The 19,445-nt window shown below is 57.3% G+C and carries 18 protein-coding genes; 16 read left to right on the forward strand and 2 right to left on the reverse strand.

Features of this window, described 5'->3' with window-relative positions; genetic code table 11:
• Nucleotides 1-63 precede the first annotated feature (63 nt).
• Nucleotides 64-504, reverse strand: coding sequence for a homoprotocatechuate degradation operon regulator HpaR (gene hpaR, locus AC4OVS_RS19185; protein WP_045621229.1), 441 nt, complete (start codon nt 502-504; stop codon nt 64-66).
• A 269-nt stretch (nt 505-773) separates the two neighbouring features.
• On the opposite strand from hpaR, the gene hpaG reads away from it, so the two are divergent.
• From hpaG to AC4OVS_RS19260, 15 genes are all read left to right on the forward strand, one after another.
• Nucleotides 774-2,051 carry a 4-hydroxyphenylacetate degradation bifunctional isomerase/decarboxylase gene (gene hpaG, locus AC4OVS_RS19190; protein ID WP_063148730.1) on the forward strand — a complete coding sequence of 426 codons (1,278 nt, stop codon included), beginning with the start codon at nt 774-776 and terminating at the stop codon, nt 2,049-2,051.
• Nucleotides 2,048-3,514: a 5-carboxymethyl-2-hydroxymuconate semialdehyde dehydrogenase gene (hpaE, locus tag AC4OVS_RS19195; protein WP_022646959.1), complete on the forward strand. Its 1,467-nt coding sequence runs from the start codon at nt 2,048-2,050 to the stop codon at nt 3,512-3,514. Before hpaG ends, hpaE begins: the two co-directional genes overlap by 4 nt.
• Nucleotides 3,515-3,516: 2 nt before the next feature.
• The gene (gene hpaD / locus AC4OVS_RS19200; protein ID WP_048965826.1) at nt 3,517-4,368 is read left to right on the forward strand and encodes a 3,4-dihydroxyphenylacetate 2,3-dioxygenase; all 852 of its coding nucleotides are present in this window, start codon (nt 3,517-3,519) and stop codon (nt 4,366-4,368) included.
• A 9-nt stretch (nt 4,369-4,377) separates the two neighbouring features.
• Nucleotides 4,378-4,758 carry a 5-carboxymethyl-2-hydroxymuconate Delta-isomerase gene (locus AC4OVS_RS19205; RefSeq protein ID WP_046619808.1) on the forward strand — a complete coding sequence of 127 codons (381 nt, stop codon included), beginning with the start codon at nt 4,378-4,380 and terminating at the stop codon, nt 4,756-4,758.
• Nucleotides 4,759-4,857: 99 nt separating this feature from the next.
• Entirely contained in the window at nt 4,858-5,661 is an 804-nt protein-coding gene (hpaH, locus tag AC4OVS_RS19210; RefSeq protein WP_301240770.1) for a 2-oxo-hept-4-ene-1,7-dioate hydratase, read from the forward strand.
• A 10-nt stretch (nt 5,662-5,671) separates the two neighbouring features.
• The gene (gene hpaI, locus AC4OVS_RS19215) at nt 5,672-6,469 is read left to right on the forward strand and encodes a 4-hydroxy-2-oxoheptanedioate aldolase (protein WP_022646955.1); all 798 of its coding nucleotides are present in this window, start codon (nt 5,672-5,674) and stop codon (nt 6,467-6,469) included.
• A gap of 21 nt (nt 6,470-6,490) precedes the next feature.
• A complete protein-coding gene (hpaX, locus tag AC4OVS_RS19220) occupies nt 6,491-7,837 on the forward strand; it encodes a 4-hydroxyphenylacetate permease (RefSeq protein WP_032625355.1) in 1,347 nt (448 codons plus the stop codon).
• On the forward strand, nt 7,809-8,699 hold the full coding sequence (gene hpaA, locus AC4OVS_RS19225; RefSeq protein ID WP_022646953.1) for a 4-hydroxyphenylacetate catabolism regulatory protein HpaA: 891 nt from the start codon (nt 7,809-7,811) through the stop codon (nt 8,697-8,699). The genes hpaX and hpaA overlap by 29 nt, the downstream gene beginning before the upstream one ends.
• A 195-nt stretch (nt 8,700-8,894) precedes the next feature.
• Nucleotides 8,895-10,457 carry a 4-hydroxyphenylacetate 3-monooxygenase, oxygenase component gene (gene hpaB, locus AC4OVS_RS19230; RefSeq protein WP_491922632.1) on the forward strand — a complete coding sequence of 521 codons (1,563 nt, stop codon included), beginning with the start codon at nt 8,895-8,897 and terminating at the stop codon, nt 10,455-10,457.
• 17 nt (nt 10,458-10,474) lie between these two features.
• On the forward strand, nt 10,475-10,984 hold the full coding sequence (locus AC4OVS_RS19235) for a 4-hydroxyphenylacetate 3-monooxygenase reductase subunit (protein ID WP_003856606.1): 510 nt from the start codon (nt 10,475-10,477) through the stop codon (nt 10,982-10,984).
• Between the two features lie 120 nt (nt 10,985-11,104).
• Nucleotides 11,105-11,362 (forward strand): HTH domain-containing protein, encoded by a 258-nt coding sequence (locus AC4OVS_RS19240; protein ID WP_022646951.1) that lies wholly within the window; start codon nt 11,105-11,107, stop codon nt 11,360-11,362.
• A gap of 219 nt (nt 11,363-11,581) precedes the next feature.
• On the forward strand, nt 11,582-13,735 hold the full coding sequence (locus AC4OVS_RS19245) for a carbon starvation CstA family protein (RefSeq protein WP_022646950.1): 2,154 nt from the start codon (nt 11,582-11,584) through the stop codon (nt 13,733-13,735).
• Nucleotides 13,736-13,831: 96 nt separating this feature from the next.
• Nucleotides 13,832-14,035, forward strand: a complete 204-nt coding sequence (locus AC4OVS_RS19250) for a YbdD/YjiX family protein (protein ID WP_003856610.1) — start codon at nt 13,832-13,834, stop codon at nt 14,033-14,035.
• A gap of 10 nt (nt 14,036-14,045) precedes the next feature.
• On the forward strand, nt 14,046-14,999 hold the full coding sequence (gene yjiA / locus AC4OVS_RS19255; RefSeq protein ID WP_022646948.1) for a GTPase: 954 nt from the start codon (nt 14,046-14,048) through the stop codon (nt 14,997-14,999).
• Nucleotides 15,000-15,185: 186 nt separating this feature from the next.
• Nucleotides 15,186-17,033 carry a 3'-5' exonuclease gene (locus tag AC4OVS_RS19260; protein WP_491922633.1) on the forward strand — a complete coding sequence of 616 codons (1,848 nt, stop codon included), beginning with the start codon at nt 15,186-15,188 and terminating at the stop codon, nt 17,031-17,033.
• Between the two features lie 84 nt (nt 17,034-17,117).
• Here AC4OVS_RS19260 and AC4OVS_RS19265 read toward each other — a convergent pair whose 3' ends face one another.
• Nucleotides 17,118-18,476 carry an esterase-like activity of phytase family protein gene (locus AC4OVS_RS19265; RefSeq protein ID WP_180243514.1) on the reverse strand — a complete coding sequence of 453 codons (1,359 nt, stop codon included), beginning with the start codon at nt 18,474-18,476 and terminating at the stop codon, nt 17,118-17,120.
• Between the two features lie 409 nt (nt 18,477-18,885).
• Between AC4OVS_RS19265 and AC4OVS_RS19270 the strand changes: the two genes are divergently transcribed.
• Entirely contained in the window at nt 18,886-19,431 is a 546-nt protein-coding gene (locus tag AC4OVS_RS19270; RefSeq protein WP_023299248.1) for a YfaZ family outer membrane protein, read from the forward strand.
• Nucleotides 19,432-19,445 lie beyond the last annotated feature (14 nt).

Here is a 19,445-nt window from a genome sequence, read left to right on the forward strand (position 1 = left end):
GATACAGAATATTCGGCCTGGCATGAGAAAACTTTACGAAAATCATCCTGGAATTTAGGGTTTTTACGCTTCGTCCCGCGCGGCAATATGTCGGTTTCCGAGTTCAATAAACTCTTCCAGCAGCGCCGTGAGCTGCTTCATCTTCTCCGGGGTATATTCCGCCTCAATCTGCTGGTACGCCTCTTCCACCTGAGCCTGAGCACGCTGGTACAGCGCGTTGCCTTCTTTCGTCAGCGATACGTACAGCTTGCGCTGGTCATTCACCGGCTTTAAGCGCAGCACCAGACCGTCGCGCTCCATCCGCGTCAGAATGCCGGTCAGGCTTGGGCGCAAAATGCAGGTGCGGAACGCCAGATCGTGAAAATCCATGGAGGGATGCTCGGCCAGCACGCGGACGATACGCCACTGCTGCTCGGTCAGATTATGCCGCTTCACTATCGGGCGGAAGTAGCCCATCGCCGCTTCACGCGCCTGCAACAGCGCGATGGTTAATGAATCATGCATCACCTTCCCCCTTACATCATTAACAAGTAAACAATTTAAAACAGATGCTTTTATAGACAATACGTTGTAACCCCAAAAGTCTAACAGAAACAAAGTCATTTTTTTAATGCATTGATTTAAATGATAATTAACCCATTGGTGTAAATTTATTGTTATTCATATCACAAATTATTCACTTCTGATTGCGAAACGAACAGCAAAAGCATAAAACCAGATCATTAACATATTAATGAAATCATAACTGGACAGTCGGTTTGAGGAGTATGGGAATGAAAGGTACTGTTTTTGCCGTAGCGCTAAACCACCAAAGCCAGCGTGCGGCCTGGGCTGAGGCGTTTGAAAAAGCCCCCTATAACGCGCCGCCAAAAACGGCGGTGTGGTTTATCAAGCCACATAACACCGTTATTCGCGCAGGCGAGCCGATTCCCTTCCCGCAGGGAGAAACCGTGTTAAGCGGCGCAACGGTGGCGCTGGTGGTGGGCAAAACCGCCAGCAAAGTACGCGTTGAAGAGGCGGCGGCGTACATCGCCGGCTACGCGCTGGCCAACGAAATCAGCCTGCCGGAAGAGAGCTTCTACCGCCCGGCGATCAAGGCCAAATGTCGGGATGGATTTTGCCCGCTCGGCGAACCTGTCGCCGTTGATAACGTGGACAAACTGACCATCATCACCGAGATCAACGGTCGCGAAGCGGACCACTGGAACACGGCCGATCTGCACCGCAACGCCGCCGAACTGCTGAGCGCCCTGAGCGAATTTGCCACCCTGAATCCCGGCGATGCGATATTGCTCGGTACCCCGCAAAGCCGCGTCGAAATTCGCCCGGGCGATCGGGTACGCATTCTGGCAGAGGGATTTCCGCCGCTGGAAAACCCGGTGGTGGAGGAACGCGACGTTACCATCGCTTCGCGCACGCCGCCGCACGCCACGCTGTTCGCCCTCGGCCTGAACTACGCCGATCATGCCAGCGAGCTGGACTTCAAACCGCCCACCGAGCCGCTGGTGTTTATCAAAGCGCCGAACACCTTTAACGGCGACAACCAGACCTCGGTGCGCCCAAACAACATTGAATACATGCATTACGAAGCCGAGCTGGTAGTGGTCATCGGTAAAACCGCGCGTAAGGTCAGCGAAGCCGAGGCGATGGACTATGTTGCGGGCTACACGGTGTGCAACGACTACGCCATCCGCGATTATCTCGAAAACTACTATCGCCCGAACCTGCGGGTGAAAAGCCGCGACGGGCTGACCCCCATCAGCCCGAACGTAGTGCCAAAAGAAGCCATCCCTGACCCGCACAACCTTCGTCTTCGCACCTACGTCAACGGTGAACTGCGTCAGGAAGGCACCACCGCCGATCTCATTTTCAGCATCCCATTCCTGATTGCGTATCTGAGCGATTTCATGACCCTGCAACCGGGCGACATGATTGCCACCGGCACGCCGAAGGGGCTGTCCGACGTGGTACCGGGCGATGAGGTGGTAGTGGAAGTGGAAGGCGTAGGCCGTCTGGTAAACCGAATTGTCAGTGAGGAGACTGCAAAATGAAAAAGATTAACCACTGGATCAACGGGAAAAACGTCGCCGGAAGTGAGTACTTCCAAACCACTAACCCGGCCTCCGGCGAGGTGCTGGCAGAAGTGGCCTCCGGCGGCGAAGCCGAAATCCATCAGGCCGTTGCCGCCGCCAAAGAGGCGTTCCCGAAATGGGCCAACCTGCCGATGAAGGAGCGTGCGCGCCTGATGCGTCGCCTGGGGGATCTGATTGACCAGAACGTGCCGGACATTGCCGCGATGGAGACCGCCGACACCGGCCTGCCGATCCACCAGACCAAAAACGTGCTCATTCCACGCGCCTCGCACAACTTTGAGTTCTTCGCCGAGGTGTGCCAGCAGATGAACGGCAAAACCTACCCGGTCGATGACAAGATGCTCAACTACACCCTCGTGCAACCGGTAGGCGTTTGTGCGCTGGTGTCGCCGTGGAACGTGCCGTTTATGACCGCCACCTGGAAGGTCGCGCCGTGCCTGGCGCTGGGTAACACCGCGGTGCTGAAGATGTCCGAGCTCTCCCCGCTGACCGCCGACCGTCTGGGCGAGCTGGCGCTGGAGGCGGGCATTCCGGCGGGCGTGCTGAACGTAGTGCAGGGCTATGGCGCCACGGCGGGCGACGCGCTGGTGCGTCATCATGACGTGCGCGCCGTCTCCTTCACCGGCGGCACCGCCACCGGGCGTAACATCATGAAAAACGCCGGGCTGAAGAAGTATTCCATGGAGCTGGGCGGCAAATCTCCGGTGCTGATTTTTGAAGACGCGGACATTGAGCGCGCGCTGGACGCCGCCCTGTTCACCATCTTCTCCATCAACGGCGAACGCTGCACCGCCGGCTCGCGCATCTTCATCCAGCAGAGCATCTACCCGGAGTTCGTCAAACGCTTTGCCGAGCGCGCCAGCCGCCTGCGCGTGGGCGACCCGACCGATCCGAACACCCAGATTGGCGCGCTGATCAGCAAGCAGCACTGGGAGAAGGTCTCCGGCTACATCCGCCTCGGCATTGAAGAGGGGGCAACCCTGCTGGCGGGCGGCCCGGACAAACCGACCGATCTGCCTGCGCACCTGAAAGGCGGCAATTTCCTGCGCCCGACCGTGCTGGCGGATGTCGATAACCGCATGCGCGTGGCGCAGGAAGAGATCTTCGGGCCGGTGGCCTGCCTGCTGCCGTTTAAGGACGAAGCGGAAGGCCTGCGCCTGGCAAACGACGTGGAGTATGGCCTGGCGTCGTACATCTGGACGCAGGACGTCAGCAAAGTGCTGCGTCTGGCGCGCAACATTGAAGCCGGCATGGTGTTCGTCAACACCCAGAACGTGCGCGACCTGCGCCAGCCGTTTGGCGGCGTGAAGGCCTCCGGCACCGGGCGTGAGGGCGGCGAGTACAGCTTCGAGGTCTTCGCGGAGATGAAAAACGTCTGTATCTCCATGGGCGACCATCCGATTCCAAAATGGGGGATCTGATCATGGGAAAATTAGCCTTAGCAGCAAAAATCACCCACGTGCCGTCAATGTATCTCTCTGAACTGCCGGGCAAAAACCACGGCTGCCGCCAGTCAGCCATCGACGGGCATAAAGAGATCAGCAAGCGCTGCCGCGAGCTGGGCGTCGACACCATTATCGTCTTCGACACCCACTGGCTGGTGAACAGCGCGTATCACATCAACTGTGCGAACCATTTTTCAGGCATCTACACCAGCAACGAGCTGCCGCATTTTATTCGCGACATGACCTACGACTACGACGGCAACCCGGAACTCGGCCAGCTGATCGCCGACGAAGCGGTGAAGCTTGGCGTGCGCGCCAAGGCGCACAACATCCCGAGCCTCAAGCTGGAGTACGGCACGCTGGTGCCGATGCGCTACATGAACGCGGATAAGCACTTCAAAGTGATCTCCATCTCGGCGTTCTGCACGGTACACGACTTCGCCGACAGCCGCAGGCTGGGCGAGGCCATCGTCAGCGCCATCGAAAAATACGACGGCACCGTGGCGGTGCTCGCCAGCGGCTCGCTGTCGCACCGCTTTATCGACGACCAGCGCGCGGAGGAAGGGATGAACAGCTATACCCGCGAGTTTGACCGCCAGATGGATGAGCGGGTAGTGAAGCTATGGCGCGAGGGGCAGTTCAAAGAGTTTTGCAGCATGCTGCCGGAGTACGCCGACTACTGCTACGGCGAGGGCAACATGCACGACACGGTGATGCTGCTGGGGATGCTCGGCTGGGACAACTACGACGGTAAGGTGGAGTTTCTCACCGAGCTGTTCGCCAGCTCCGGCACCGGCCAGGTCAACGCCGTTTTCCCGCTGCCCGCGTAAGGAGCCACCATGCCGCACTTTATTGCTGAATGTACCGACAACATCCGCGAGCAGGCCGACCTGCCGGGGCTGTTTGCCAAAGTGAACGAGGCGCTCGCCGCCACAGGTATTTTCCCGCTCGGCGGTATCCGCAGCCGCGCCCACTGGCTGGACACCTGGCAGATGGCCGACGGCAAGCACGATTACGCCTTTGTGCATATGACGCTCAAAATCGGCGCCGGGCGCAGTCTGGAGAGCCGGGAAGAGGTCGGTGAAATGCTGTTTGCGCTGATCAAAACGCATTTTGCAGCGCTGATGACCGCCCGCTATCTGGCGCTGTCTTTCGAGCTCGACGAGCTGCACCCGACGCTCAATTACAAGCAGAACAACGTGCACGCGTTGTTTAAGTAGCCGTCTGCTCGCCCGGTGGCGCTTCGCTTACCGGGCCTACAACGGCTCGAACGTAGGCCGGGATCGCTACGCGCCACCCGGCAACAACAGGATATCGCCATGCTCGACAAACACACCCATACCCTGATCGCCCACCGCCTGCATCAGGCGGAACAATCCCGGGAGCAGATCCGCGCGATCTCGCTGGAGTACCCGGAGATCACCATTGAAGACGCCTACGCCGTCCAGCGCGAATGGGTGAGCCTGAAAATTGCCGAAGGCCGCGTGCTGAAAGGCCACAAGATCGGCCTTACCTCCAAAGCGATGCAGGCCAGCTCGCAGATCAGCGAGCCGGACTACGGCGCGCTGCTGGACGATATGTTCTTCCACGACGGCAGCGACATCCCCGTGGATCGCTTTATCGTCCCGCGCATCGAAGTGGAGCTGGCCTTCGTGCTGGCAAAACCGCTGCGCGGCCCGAACTGCACGATCTTCGACGTCTACAACGCCACGGATTACGTCATCCCCGCCCTGGAGCTGATCGACGCCCGCTGCCATAACATCGACCCGGAAACCCAGCGTCCGCGCAAGGTGTTCGACACCATCTCCGATAACGCCGCCAACGCGGGTGTGATCCTCGGCGGCCGCCCGATTAAACCCGACGAGCTGGATCTGCGCTGGATCTCCGCCCTGCTCTACCGCAACGGCGTGATCGAAGAGACCGGCGTGGCCGCAGGCGTCCTTAATCATCCGGCGAACGGCGTGGCGTGGCTGGCGAACAAACTCGCGCCATACGACGTGCAGCTTGAGCCAGGCCAGATCATCCTCGGCGGCTCGTTTACCCGCCCGGTTGCAGCCAGCAGAGGCGACACCTTCCACGTCGACTACGGCAACATGGGCTCCATCAGCTGCCGCTTTGTGTAAGGAGATGATCATGCAAAACGCATTCAAAGCGGCGCTGAAAGCAGGCCGTCCGCAAATTGGGTTATGGCTGGGGCTGACCAGCAGCTACAGCGCTGAGCTGCTGGCCGGGGCAGGTTTTGACTGGCTGCTGATCGACGGGGAGCACGCGCCGAACAGCGTGCAGACCGTCCTGACTCAGCTCCAGGCCATCGCCCCTTATCCCAGCCAGCCGGTGGTGCGCCCGTCGTGGAACGATCCGGTGCAGATCAAACAGCTGCTGGACGTGGGGGTGCAAACCCTGCTGGTGCCGATGGTGCAAAACGCCGACGAAGCGCGGCTGGCGGTCAGCGCCACCCGCTATCCGCCCGCGGGCATTCGCGGGGTGGGCAGCGCCCTGGCGCGCGCCTCGCGCTGGAACCGTATCCCGGACTATCTGCATCAGGCTAACGACGCCATGTGCGTGCTGGTGCAGATCGAAACCCTAAGAGCGTTAAAAAACCTGCCGCAGATCCTGGACGTGGACGGCGTCGACGGCGTGTTTATCGGCCCGGCGGATCTGAGTGCCGACATGGGCTTTGCCGGTAATCCGCAGCATCCGGAGGTGCAGGCCGCCATTGAGCAGGCGATCGCGCAGATACGCGCCGCCGGTAAAGCGCCCGGCATCCTGATGGCCAACGAGCAGCTGGCGAAACGTTACCTTGCACTCGGCGCGCTGTTTGTCGCCGTCGGCGTCGACACCACCCTGCTCGCCCGCGGCGCGGAAGCGCTGGCGGCACGCTTTATCGAACAACCGGTTACGTCAGTTAATAACAATAAATCCGTCTACTAAACGTAAGATCTGGAGCGCAGCATGACGACCTCTACCCTGCAAGATAAGAAAGCTATAGAACATCGCGTTATCAACAAGCTGTTCCGTCGTTTGATCGTGTTTCTCTTTATCCTGTTTGTCTTTTCGTTTCTCGATCGCATCAACATCGGCTTTGCCGGGCTAACGATGGGCAAAGATCTGGGCCTCACGTCGACCATGTTTGGCCTGGCCGCGACCCTGTTTTACGTCACCTACGTGCTGTGCGGGATCCCCAGCAACATCATGCTGGCGAAAATCGGCGCGCGGCGCTGGATCGCCGGGATCATGGTGGTGTGGGGCATCGCCTCTACCTGCACCATGTTCGCCACCAGCCCCGAAACGCTCTACGTCCTGCGCATGCTGGTGGGCATTGCCGAAGCCGGTTTCCTGCCGGGGATCCTGGTCTATCTCACCTGGTGGTTCCCGGCCTATCACCGCGCCCGCGCCAACGCGTTGTTTATGATCGCCATGCCGGTGACCATGATGCTCGGCTCGATCCTCTCCGGGTACATTCTGGCGATGGACGGGCTGTGGAACCTGAAGGGCTGGCAGTGGCTGTTCCTGCTGGAGGGGCTGCCGTCGGTGGTGCTCGGCGTGGTGACCTGGTTCTACCTTAACGACACCCCGGATCAGGCCACCTGGCTGGATGATGACGAAAAGCAGGCACTCAAAACGATGATCGCCCGCGAGCAGGAGCTGGCCATTGCGCACGTCGCCACGCCGCGCTCGACGCTGCGCGAGGTGCTGACGCCCGCCGTGCTGCTCTACACGCTGGCCTACTTCTGCCTGACGAATACGCTGAGCGCGATCAACATCTGGACGCCGCAGATCCTGCAAAGCTTCAACACCGGCAGCAGCAATATCGTGATTGGCCTGCTGGCGGCGATCCCGCAGTTTTGCACCATCCTCGGGATGATCTGGTGGAGCCGCCGCTCCGACAGGCTGAAAGAGCGAAAAAAGCACACCATCCTGCCGTATCTGTTTGCGGCGGCGGGATGGATGCTGGCCTCGGCGACCGATCACAGCCTGATCCAGCTGCTTGGCATCATCATGGCCTCAACCGGATCGTTTACCGCCATGGCGATATTCTGGACCACGCCGGACCAGGTGATTAGCCTGCAATCCCGCGCGGTGGCGCTGGCGGTGATCAACGCCATCGGCAACGTCGGGTCTGCCGTCAGCCCATTGCTGATTGGTATTCTGCGCGACGCGACCGGCAGCTTCAGCTCGGGGCTGTGGTTCGTGGCGGGTCTGCTGGTAGTGGGCGCGCTGGTGCTGACGCGCATTCCGATGACGCAGCGGGTTCAAAAGAGGAACGATCATGTGCCAGAGCCCTATCGCCAACATTGATATCAGCAAGGAGTACGACGAAAGTCTGGGCACCGACGATGTGCACTACCAGTCGTTCGCCCGCATGGCGGCCTTTTTTGGCCGCGACATGCAGGCGCACCGCCACGACCAGTATTTTCAGATGCATTTTCTCGACACCGGGCAGATTGAGCTGCAGCTCGACGACCACCGCTACTCGGTGCAGGCGCCGCTGTTCGTTCTGACGCCGCCGTCGGTGCCGCACGCGTTTATCACTGAATCCGACAGCGACGGCCACGTGCTGACGGTGCGCGAGGATCTTATCTGGCCGTTGTTAGAAGTGCTCTACCCCGGCACGCGGGAGGCGTTCGGCCTGCCGGGGATCTGCCTGTCGCTTGCCGACAGGCCTGACGAGCTGGCGGCGCTGAAGCATTACTGGCAGCTCATTGCCCGGGAATCCACGGAACAGCTGCCGGGCCGTGAGCATACGCTGGTCCTGCTGGCGCAGGCCGTATTTACCCTGCTGCTGCGCAACGCGAAGCTCGACGACCACGCTTCAGGCGGCATGCGCGGCGAGCTGAAGCTGTTTCAGCGCTTTAACCAGCTGACAGATGCGCATTACCACGAGCACTGGACGGTGCCGGAATACGCCAGCGAACTGCATCTTACCGAATCCCGCCTGACCGATATCTGCCGCCGCTTTGCCAACCGCTCGCCGAAACGGCTGATCTTCGACCGCCAGCTGCGGGAAGCCAGGCGCTTGCTGCTGTTTTCCGACAGCACAGTGAGCGAAATTGCCTGGCAACTGGGGTTTAAAGATCCGGCCTATTTCGCCCGTTTTTTCAACCGACTGACGGGGTGCTCACCCAGCGCATACCGGGCGCAGAAAGTACCGGTTTCCTGAACGCATCACGGTTCGTAGGGCGGGTAAGCGCAGCGCCACCCGCCGAAAAGCCGCACAGATCACAAAACAACATCCCACCCGAAAAGTACCTGCCGTTGTCCCAATCGTCCCTTCACGTTCCGCCCCTCTCACGCTTCAATTAAACAACAAAAACAAAACATAAATTTAACAACCATCTTCCGATACGAGGTCCCTATGAAGCCTGAAGATTTCCGCGCTAATGCCAAACGTCCGTTAACCGGTGAAGAGTATTTAAAAAGCCTGCAAGATGGCCGTGAGATTTATATCTACGGCGAGCGCGTTAAGGACGTTACTACCCACCCGGCATTTCGCAATGCGGCGGCGTCCATCGCCCAGATGTACGATGCCCTGCACAAGCCAGACATGCAGGATACACTCTGCTGGGGCACCGACACCGGCAGCGGCGGCTACACCCATAAATTCTTCCGCGTGGCGAAAAGCGCCGACGATCTGCGCCAGCAGCGCGACGCCATCGCCGAGTGGTCGCGCCTGAGCTACGGCTGGATGGGCCGCACGCCAGACTACAAAGCCGCGTTCGGCTGCGCGCTGGGGGCTAACCCTGCCTTCTACGGTCAGTTCGAGCAGAACGCCCGCAACTGGTACACCCGTATTCAGGAAACCGGCCTGTACTTTAACCACGCCATCGTCAACCCGCCTATCGACCGCCATAAACCGGCGGACGAGGTGAAAGACGTTTACATCAAGCTGGAGAAAGAGACCGACGCCGGGATCATCGTCAGCGGCGCGAAAGTGGTGGCCACCAACTCTGCGCTGACCCACTACAACATGATTGGTTTTGGCTCTGCGCAGGTGATGGGCGAAAACCCGGACTTCGCGCTAATGTTCGTCGCGCCGATGGATGCCGAAGGGGTGAAGCTGATCTCCCGCGCCTCTTACGAGATGGTGGCAGGGGCGACCGGCTCCCCGTACGACTACCCGCTCTCCAGCCGCTTTGACGAGAACGACGCCATTCTGGTGATGGATCATGTGCTGATCCCGTGGGAAAACGTGCTGATCTACCGCGATTTCGACCGCTGCCGTCGCTGGACGATGGAAGGAGGCTTCGCCCGCATGTACCCGCTTCAGGCCTGCGTGCGTCTGGCAGTGAAGCTCGACTTCATCACCGCTCTGCTGAAGAAATCGCTGGAGTGCACTGGCACCCTCGAGTACCGCGGCGTGCAGGCGGATCTCGGCGAAGTGGTGGCGTGGCGCAACATGTTCTGGGCGCTGAGCGACTCCATGTGCTCCGAAGCCACGCCGTGGATAAACGGCGCGTACCTGCCTGACCACGCGGCGTTACAGACCTACCGCGTGATGGCGCCGATGGCCTACGCGAAAATCAAGAACATCATCGAACGCAACGTGACCTCCGGGCTGATCTACCTGCCGTCCAGCGCGCGGGACCTGAACAACCCGCAGATCGACCAGTATCTGGCGAAGTACGTACGCGGCTCCAACGGGATGGATCACGTCGAACGCATCAAGATTCTGAAACTGATGTGGGATGCCATCGGCAGCGAGTTTGGCGGACGTCACGAGCTGTACGAAATCAACTACTCCGGTAGCCAGGATGAGATCCGCCTGCAATGCCTGCGTCAGGCGCAAAGCTCCGGCAACATGGACAAGATGATGGCGATGGTTGACCGCTGCATGTCCGAGTACGACCAGCACGGCTGGACCGTACCGCACCTGCACAACAACACTGATATCAACATGCTGGATAAGCTGCTGAAATAACGCAGCGGGAGGTTTCAATGCAATCTGAAGAACGCCTGCGTTTTCGCGACGCGATGGCCAGCCTGTCGGCGGCGGTGAATGTGGTCACCACCGAGGGCGATGCGGGCCGCTGCGGCATTACCGCCACCGCCGTCTGTTCGGTCACGGATACCCCGCCCTCGGTCATGGTCTGCATCAACGCCAACAGCGCCATGAACCCGGTCTTCCAGGGCAACGGCAAACTGTGCGTCAACGTGCTGAACCACGAGCAGGAGATCATGGCCCGCCACTTTGCCGGGATGACCGGCATGGCCATGGAGGAGCGCTTTGCTCTCTCCTGCTGGCAGAAAGGACCGCTGGCGCAGCCGGTGCTGAAAGGCGCCCTGGCAAGCCTGGAAGGTGAGATAACCCAGGTGCAAACCATCGGTACCCATCTGGTCTACCTTGTGGAGATTAAGAACATCATCCTCAGCAGCGAGGGGCACGGCCTGATCTACTTCAAACGCCGTTTCCACCCGGTGATGATGGAGATGGAAGCCGCGGTTTGATCCCGTTGCACAAAAAAACGCTAAGGTTTCCGCAAAGGTGCGCCGTTAACTATCCATAAGATAAATTTTCCGGGGCGGCTGGCGACGTCGTCAGCCGCCCCCTTAACGCTGGAAAGTCTTATGGCCCCTTCACCCCGAAGCCGCTCGGCTGAGCGTCTGGTTGACATCATTATTGCTCTGCACCGCAACGGAAGCGTTAATCGCCGCGATCTGATGCAAAAATTTGGCATTACCGAACGTACGGTGTACCGCGATCTACAGGCCCTTTCCCCAATTATCGAACACGACGGCAAAGGACGCTATCAGCTGCTGCCCGCATATCAGCCCTGCCGCTGCACGCAATGCCCTGATGCGAACGACGAAACCCCGCAGGGCTAGATTATTCTCAGTGATCTCAATCACATATTTTCTCCCGCCGGGGGTGAGCCTTAACCACTCACCCTCGCTTTTGACCGCTCACGCATCGCTTTCAACCACTCACCCATTTACCGTGCTTTACACGCGCGAGGATCTGGCACGATCGCTCCAGCATTAATCAATACCTCCTCACAACGAACCCTGACCCTTTTTTCTTTACATAAAAAACCAGGTCTTACTATGGATACTAAAAAACTACTTAAGCACGTGCCCTGGGCCATCCTCGGGATCATCGGCGCTTTCTGTCTGGCGGTTGTCGCATTACGCCGGGGCGAGCACGTCAGCGCCCTGTGGATCGTGGTCGCGTCGGTTTCCGTCTATCTTGTGGCTTATCGCTACTACAGCTTGTACATCGCGCAGAAGGTCATGAAGCTCGACCCGACGCGCGCCACCCCGGCGGTCATTAACAATGACGGCCTGAACTATGTGCCAACCAACCGTTACGTGCTGTTTGGTCACCACTTCGCCGCCATTGCAGGCGCGGGTCCGCTGGTCGGTCCGGTGCTGGCTGCGCAGATGGGCTACCTGCCGGGTACGCTCTGGCTGCTGGCGGGCGTAGTGCTGGCGGGAGCGGTGCAGGACTTTATGGTGCTGTTTATCTCCTCGCGCCGTAATGGTTCGTCGCTGGGCGAGATGATCAAAGAGGAGATGGGCCGCGTGCCGGGCACGATCGCCCTCTTCGGCTGCTTCCTGATCATGATCATCATCCTGGCAGTGCTGGCCCTGATCGTGGTGAAAGCGCTGGCCGAAAGTCCGTGGGGCGTCTTCACCGTCTGCTCTACCGTGCCGATTGCGCTGTTCATGGGCATCTACATGCGCTTCCTGCGCCCTGGCCGCGTTGGCGAGGTGTCGGTCATCGGTATCGTGCTGCTGGTCGCCTCTATCTACTTCGGCGGTGTGATTGCGCACGACCCGTACTGGGGCCCGGCGCTGACCTTTAAAGACACCACCATCACCTTCGCGCTGATCGGTTACGCGTTCATCTCAGCGCTGCTGCCGGTGTGGCTGATTCTGGCTCCGCGTGACTACCTGGCGACCTTCCTGAAAATCGGCGTGATCGTCGGGCTGGCAATCGGGATTGTGATCATCAACCCTGAACTGAAAATGCCGGCGGTGACGCAGTACATTGACGGTACCGGTCCGCTGTGGAAAGGTGCCCTGTTCCCGTTCCTGTTTATCACCATTGCCTGCGGTGCCGTGTCTGGCTTCCACGCGCTGATCGCCTCCGGCACCACGCCGAAGCTGATGGCCAACGAAACCGACGCGCGCTTCATCGGTTACGGCGCAATGCTGATGGAATCCTTCGTGGCGATCATGGCGCTGGTTGCGGCGTCGATTATCGAGCCTGGCCTGTACTTCGCGATGAACACCCCACCAGCGGGTCTCGGCATCACCATGCCAAACCTGCATGAGATGGGCGGCGAAAATACCGCGCTGATCATGGCGCAGCTGAAAGACGCCAGCGCACACGCGGCGGCGACCGTCAGCTCCTGGGGCTTCGTGATTTCGCCTGAGCAGATTATGCAGACCGCGAAAGACATCGGCGAACCATCCGTGCTGAACCGCGCAGGTGGCGCACCGACGCTGGCGGTGGGTATCGCACACGTGTTCCACAAAGTGCTGCCGTGGGCGGACATGGGCTTCTGGTACCACTTCGGTATCCTGTTTGAAGCGCTGTTCATCCTCACCGCGCTGGATGCCGGTACGCGTGCAGGCCGCTTCATGTTGCAGGATCTGCTGGGTAACTTCGTGCCGTTCCTGAAGAAAACCGACTCTCTGGTAGCAGGTGTTCTGGGTACTGCGGGCTGCGTAGGTCTGTGGGGTTACCTGCTGTATCAGGGCGTTGTAGACCCGCTGGGCGGCGTGAAGAGCCTGTGGCCGCTGTTCGGCATCTCTAACCAGATGCTGGCGGCTGTGGCCCTGGTGCTGGGCACCGTTGTCCTGGTGAAGATGAAACGCACCAAATACATCTGGGTAACCGTGGTGCCTGCGCTGTGGCTGCTGCTCTGCACTACCTGGGCGCTGGGTCTGAAACTGTTCAGCACCAACCCGCAGCTGGAAGGCTTCTTCTTCATGGCTAACCAGTACAAAGAGAAGATTGCCGCAGGCGGCGCGGATCTGACCGCGCAGCAGATTGCCAACATGAACCATATCGTGGTGAACAACTACACCAACGCGGGTCTGAGCATTCTGTTCCTGGTGGTGGTGTACAGCATTATCTTCTACGGCATTAAAACCTGGATGAAAGTGCGTAATGCCGATGGCCGTACGGACAAAGAAACCCCGTACGTGCCGGTGCCGGAAGGCGGCGTGAAGACGTCTTCACACCATTAATAAAATGGCGGGTGGCGCTGCGCTGACCCGCCCTACAACGTTACTGTAGGCCCGGTAAGCGTAGCGCCACCGGGCTTTTTCTTATCAGGACACGTTATGTTTGGTAACTTAGGCGAAGCAAAAAAATACCTCGGTCAGGCGGCGAAAATGCTGATTGGCATTCCGGACTATGACAACTACGTTGAGCATATGAAGACCAACCATCCGGATAAGCCGTACATGACCTACACTGAATTCTTCCGCGAGCGTCAGGAAGCGCGCTACGGCGGAAGTGGAGAAGGCGGCGTCCGCTGCTGCTAAAGGAGAAACCATGACCCCGATTGCCGTTACCCTGCTGACCGGTTTTCTCGGTGCCGGTAAAACCACCCTGCTGCGCCACATCCTGAATGAACAGCACGGCTTCAAAATCGCCGTCATTGAAAACGAATTTGGCGAAGTCTCCGTTGACGATCAGCTGATTGGCGACCGCGCCACGCAGATCAAAACCCTGACCAACGGCTGCATCTGCTGCACCCGCTCCAGTGAATTAGAAGACGCCCTGCTGGACCTGCTCGACAGCCGCGATCGCGGTGACATCCACTTCGACCGTCTGGTGATCGAGTGCACCGGCATGGCCGATCCCGGCCCAATTATTCAGACCTTTTTCTCCCACGATATTCTGTGCCAGCGCTACCTGCTGGACGGCGTCGTCGCGCTGGTGGATGCGGTACACGCCGACGAGCAGATGAACCAGTTCACCATCGCCCAGTCTCAGATTGGCTACGCCGACCGCATTCTGCTGACCAAAACCGACGTGGCGGGTGAAAGCGAAAAACTGCGTGAGCGCCTGACGCGCATCAACTCGCGCGCACCCATTTATACCGTGACGCACGGCGATATCGACCTGTCTCAGCTGTTCAACACCAACGGCTTTATGCTGGAGGAGAACGTCACCGCGAAACCGCGCTTCCACTTTATGGCAGACAAGCAAAACGACGTAGCGTCGATTGTGGTGGAGCTGGACTACCCGGTGGACATCAGCGAGGTCTCGCGCGTGATGGAGAACCTGCTGCTGTCGTTTGCCGACAAGCTGCTGCGCTATAAAGGAATGCTGTGGATCGACGGCGAGCCGAACCGCCTGCTGTTCCAGGGCGTGCAGCGCCTGTACAGCGCCGACTGGGATCGTCCGTGGGGCGATGAACCGCCGCACAGCGTGATGGTGTTTATTGGAATACAGCTGCCGGAAGAGGAAATTCGGGCAGCGTTTACGGGACTGAAAAAGTAAATCGTCGCTCCCCTTTAAACAGTAAAGGGGGCGTATTTCATTAAGGCAAAATGCGGGTTTCGCCCTTTCTGTTTGCAATATTGTCTGTTAATGTTCTTATCATGAATGAAATCATGCTTTGATTAATATTGGTTACAATATTAATTAATTGGATTCATATAATTTTCATGAATTGGTAGGCGTAATATGGCAATCATTATTCCCACGGTTAGCAGCTGTAGCGAGAAAATTACGGCAGGAGAAAAAAGACTGGCAAGGCTTCTGGAGGGTGGGCTCAGCGAACAATGTACCTGCTGGTATGATACCCGAATGGGAGACAAAGACGATCATCCTGATTTTGTGATTCTGGCCCCCGATAAAGGGCTGCTGTTTATAGAAGTGAAAGACTGGTATATCACAAAAATAAAATCGGCTAATAAAACCCATATTAATTATGAAACCAAAAACGGCATAGAGCCGTTGAAGAACCCACTCGAACAAGTTCGACAATATACCTTTCATATCATCAATAGCCTGAAAAAAGATCCCCTGCTTCGCCAGAAACAGGGAGAGCATGAGGGCGGTTTTATTATGCCGTATGGATACGGTGTTTATTTGAGCAACATCACTCGGGCACAGCTGGAAAAGAGTTTTACACCTGAGGAGTTGAATGAAATATTGCCCGCCAGCCAGGTGATATGCAAAGACGAACTCAACGAGTTTATGACTCGAGAACAAATCTCTGGCCGGCTCGAATCCCTTATCAAACATCACTTTGTTCATAACACAACACCACAGCAGCTCGACCGCATCCGGTGGCATCTTTATCCCGATGTCCGCATTAACCCATCCGTTACGCGGGTTGACCTGGATAATTTTACTTTCCACACCCCTGATGTGGTATGCATGATGGACAGGAACCAGGAACAACTCGCCAGAAGTATGGGGGCGGGACACAGGGTAATTCATGGCGTGGCAGGTTCGGGCAAAACGCTCATTTTGCACCACCGATGTATTGAGCTTGCCAACAACATTGAAAACACCAAACCGATACTGGTGATTTGCTACAACATTACGCTGGCTAAAAAACTCAAAGCGCAGCTCGAACAGCATAGCCTCAGACTTCCCGTCGAAGTTATCCATTTCCACGCCTGGTGTTATCAGCAATTAAACGCGCATCGGCGTCTTCCCCCCAGGAGCAAAAACTTTATTGAGCTGATGGAAAATGCGCTGACGGTGGCATTTGAAGAGGGAGCAATCAAACCGGAGCAGTACAGCGCCGTTTTGATAGATGAAGGACACGATTTTAAACCGGAATGGCTAAGAATCCTCGCCAAAATGCCGGACAATAAAGATAGCTCCCTGCTGTTTCTGTACGATGACGCTCAGTCAATTTATCAGAAAAAGAAAGCTCTCGATTTTACCCTGTCCAGCGTCGATATAAAGGCTCAGGGCCGTACAACTATTTTGGATACCAATTATCGCAACACCCGGCAAATACTCCATTTTGCCAGCAGCGTAGCATTTAATTATCTCAATAATCACATAGAAGCTTCTCTCAAATACCAGCAGCCTGCCGCAGGTGGCCTGTCCGGGAAGTATCCCGCGCTGGCCAGCTTTGATAATCAGGACGAGGAGATTACGCGCGTCCTCGATTGGGTCACAGAGCAGCGACAGGAAGGTGTTGCGTGGTCAGAAATCGCCATACTGTGCCCCTCAACCTACAGCATTTCAGGCATGCTCGCGCCAAGGCTTGAAGCCCGCAAGATCCCATACCAGATGATTGTCTACAGCGATGATAAAAAGCACTGGTCCCCGCAGAATGATTACCTCTGCGTCATGCCGCTGCCCAGCAGCAAGGGGCTTGAGTTTAATTCGGTCGCCATTATGGATGCGGCAAAGGAAAGGGACAGTGAAGATCTGAGTGACGATATCAAGCGCCTTTACGTCGGCATTACCCGCGCACGACAGAATCTTCTGGTGACAATGCACGGAACCGGAAGCCTGCGAGATCATCTGGTCGAGACCTGGGAAAAGAGCGTTAAGTCGATCTAACTATTCTGCGTTGAAAAGTATCTGCACCGAACAATCCCCTCTCCCCTGTGGGGAGAGGGCCAGGGTGAGGGGTAAAGTCCAATATTATTTCAACGCCTCCGGCAGCGTCACAATCCATAGCTCGCTGTCGGAATCCGGCTTCTTCAGCGGCTTGACGCTGAGGGTAGTTTCAACCGCTTTGTCATCCAGCGTCAGCTTGCCTTCCGCGTTCACCCGATAATCCTTGAGCTTCTTGCCCTCGGCCGGGTTGTGCATCGCCACCTTCACGCCAAAGTCATTATCGTTCGCCACCGCCAGCGTTTTGTCGTCAATCAGCGCCAGCCCTTCGGCCTTTTCCTGCTGCCAGCCCAGCGCACGCAGATCGACCACCTGCGTTTTTTCCGCAAGTGAAATGCCGCGCTGCGCCAGCGTTTTCTCATCGTCAAATTCCGGGTATTCGCCCGGCTTGTCGAAGGCGGCCAGATCGCTCGCCTTGCTCAGATCCACCCTGTAGATGAGGTTACGCATTACGTCGTTTTTATCTTCGCCCTGTTCAATCAGCAGGATAGTGTGGTTATCCAGCGCCACGATATCGCCGATTTTGGCGTCGCTGTTTTTGCTGTAGGCCGCGCTGTCGACAGGGTAGCCGTACATCGCGGTTTTTCCGGTCGCCGGATCGAAGCTGACCAGTCGCGTAAACAGCGCCTGCTTTTTGCTCTTCCCGTCGATATCCAACGTACTCTGGACAGCGGCGATAATACGTCCGTCCGGCATGCGGGTCAGGCCTTCAAATCCCCGGTTTGCCTGGCGCCATTTGATAACATTTGGCAGACCGCCGGCGATGGATTTCTCCCCTTCCGCCGCCTGTGGGCCGTGGATCGCGAGGATTTTCCCTTTACTGTCAATATTAATCAGGAACGGACCATACTCATCGCACAGCCAGTAGCCGCCCTTCCCGTCCGGCGTGATGCCTTCCGTATCCAGCCCGCGGTTATCGCCTTTCAGCACTTTTAAGGTGTCGCTTAGCGCGATTTCATTGGTGGAACCAATCACGCCACTTTGCAGCGGCAGACCGTTGATTTCGCCTTTATCGTCATGCAAAGGACGCGCGTCCACGGCCTCCGCTTTACCGTTTTGCACGCGGATCGTCATTAGCAGCGGGGCGAAATCCGGGGTAACAAAGATTTTAGCGTCATTTTTCCCCATTTTTGGCGAATCCGCGTTAGGACCGCGATCGGTCACGGTCGTAAACGTCAAGGCATCGCCCTGCTTGCCCGTAAACAGCAGGCCAGAGCCAGTCCCCACAGGCAGCCCGTTCGGAAACGCGCTGGCAAACGCACCGCTGTATTTGACATGCGCGCCTTCGGGAAAACTGACGACGTAACGCTCCGCGGTTGGCTGTGCCGCCAGGCCAGAGAAAGAGAGCGCACAACCAATTAGCACAGGAATGATTTTTCTTTTCATAGTGTTAGCACCCAGTAAGTGAAGCCAACAACGTAATGAAGAAACGTGTCAGAAAAATGACATGGTGAAAGCGGTTCGGCACAACGGGGCGTATAGCCACCTCCAGAAATGTAAACCTGTGTCTTTATCTGTGACAACTGAAACACTTTTGGAAATTATTAGAAACTCAATTAATTCATCCTGAACTAATTTTTCCGACCCGTTCAGCGTACGTTTAATGAGAATCCTGAACCCTTCCTAAACGCGAATGCATTACGTATTGACTCCTTGCCGGGTCAACATTCGAACAACATTTAAAATTCAAAAACCAAACAAAATCAGCATAAAAACGTGACAAGCATCGCATTTGCAGAGATAAACAGCTCTTGTTAAGGTGCCCTCAGATTAATTTGATGACGAGGAAAAACTCATGAAAAAGCTCAACGTTCTCCTTCTTTCCGCTCTGACTGCCGTATCGGGCTCCGCACTGGCCATGGGCGGCAGCATTGAGCAGGGTAAAAACTTTACCAACCTGAATGTGGAAATGGGGAAATCAACCTCCGGTCTGTACACCGAAGGTAGCTGGCTGAAAAACACCGATGACGGCACCACAACCGGTGGCGTAGGAGCAGGCTACAACTTTGAAGTCGGCCCGGTGATGCTGAACGCAGGCGCTAAGGCCCTCTACGTTGGCCCGAAAAAAGGCGATAACGGCGTGGCGTTCCCGGTCGGCGGCGGTGTGAACGTTGCCCTGACCGACAGCATCAGGGTATTCGGTGAAGGCTACGTTGCGCCAGACGGCCTGAACAACAGCGTGAAAAACTACGTTGAAGCGAATGGTGGCGTAAGCTGGACGCCAGTGAAGCCGGTGACGCTGAAGGTGGGTTATCGTCACGTGAGCGTTGATGGTAAAGACGGTCGTCCTAACCACACGCTGATTGACGGCGCATATGTTGGCGGTGGCGTGTCCTTCTAAGCCTGTTTGCCCGT

This window comes from Enterobacter sp. 4974935 (genome assembly GCF_058661735.1).

Excerpts from the sequence above, each read along its gene's own strand:
- AC4OVS_RS19270 (WP_023299248.1), top strand. The coding sequence starts at position 18,886 with ATGAAAAAGCTCAACGTTCTCCTTCTTTCCGCTCTGACTGCCGTATCG.
- hpaX (WP_032625355.1), top strand. The coding sequence starts at position 6,491 with ATGACGACCTCTACCCTGCAAGATAAGAAAGCTATAGAACATCGCGTT.
- AC4OVS_RS19260 (WP_491922633.1), top strand. The coding sequence starts at position 15,186 with ATGGCAATCATTATTCCCACGGTTAGCAGCTGTAGCGAGAAAATTACG.
- hpaH (WP_301240770.1), top strand. The coding sequence starts at position 4,858 with ATGCTCGACAAACACACCCATACCCTGATCGCCCACCGCCTGCATCAG.
- hpaE (WP_022646959.1), top strand. The coding sequence starts at position 2,048 with ATGAAAAAGATTAACCACTGGATCAACGGGAAAAACGTCGCCGGAAGT.
- hpaB (WP_491922632.1), top strand. The coding sequence starts at position 8,895 with ATGAAGCCTGAAGATTTCCGCGCTAATGCCAAACGTCCGTTAACCGGT.
- AC4OVS_RS19250 (WP_003856610.1), top strand. The coding sequence starts at position 13,832 with ATGTTTGGTAACTTAGGCGAAGCAAAAAAATACCTCGGTCAGGCGGCG.
- hpaI (WP_022646955.1), top strand. The coding sequence starts at position 5,672 with ATGCAAAACGCATTCAAAGCGGCGCTGAAAGCAGGCCGTCCGCAAATT.
- AC4OVS_RS19245 (WP_022646950.1), top strand. The coding sequence starts at position 11,582 with ATGGATACTAAAAAACTACTTAAGCACGTGCCCTGGGCCATCCTCGGG.
- hpaD (WP_048965826.1), top strand. The coding sequence starts at position 3,517 with ATGGGAAAATTAGCCTTAGCAGCAAAAATCACCCACGTGCCGTCAATG.
- AC4OVS_RS19265 (WP_180243514.1), bottom strand. The coding sequence starts at position 18,476 with ATGAAAAGAAAAATCATTCCTGTGCTAATTGGTTGTGCGCTCTCTTTC.
- hpaG (WP_063148730.1), top strand. The coding sequence starts at position 774 with ATGAAAGGTACTGTTTTTGCCGTAGCGCTAAACCACCAAAGCCAGCGT.
- AC4OVS_RS19240 (WP_022646951.1), top strand. The coding sequence starts at position 11,105 with ATGGCCCCTTCACCCCGAAGCCGCTCGGCTGAGCGTCTGGTTGACATC.
- hpaA (WP_022646953.1), top strand. The coding sequence starts at position 7,809 with ATGTGCCAGAGCCCTATCGCCAACATTGATATCAGCAAGGAGTACGAC.
- AC4OVS_RS19205 (WP_046619808.1), top strand. The coding sequence starts at position 4,378 with ATGCCGCACTTTATTGCTGAATGTACCGACAACATCCGCGAGCAGGCC.
- hpaR (WP_045621229.1), bottom strand. The coding sequence starts at position 504 with ATGCATGATTCATTAACCATCGCGCTGTTGCAGGCGCGTGAAGCGGCG.
- AC4OVS_RS19235 (WP_003856606.1), top strand. The coding sequence starts at position 10,475 with ATGCAATCTGAAGAACGCCTGCGTTTTCGCGACGCGATGGCCAGCCTG.
- yjiA (WP_022646948.1), top strand. The coding sequence starts at position 14,046 with ATGACCCCGATTGCCGTTACCCTGCTGACCGGTTTTCTCGGTGCCGGT.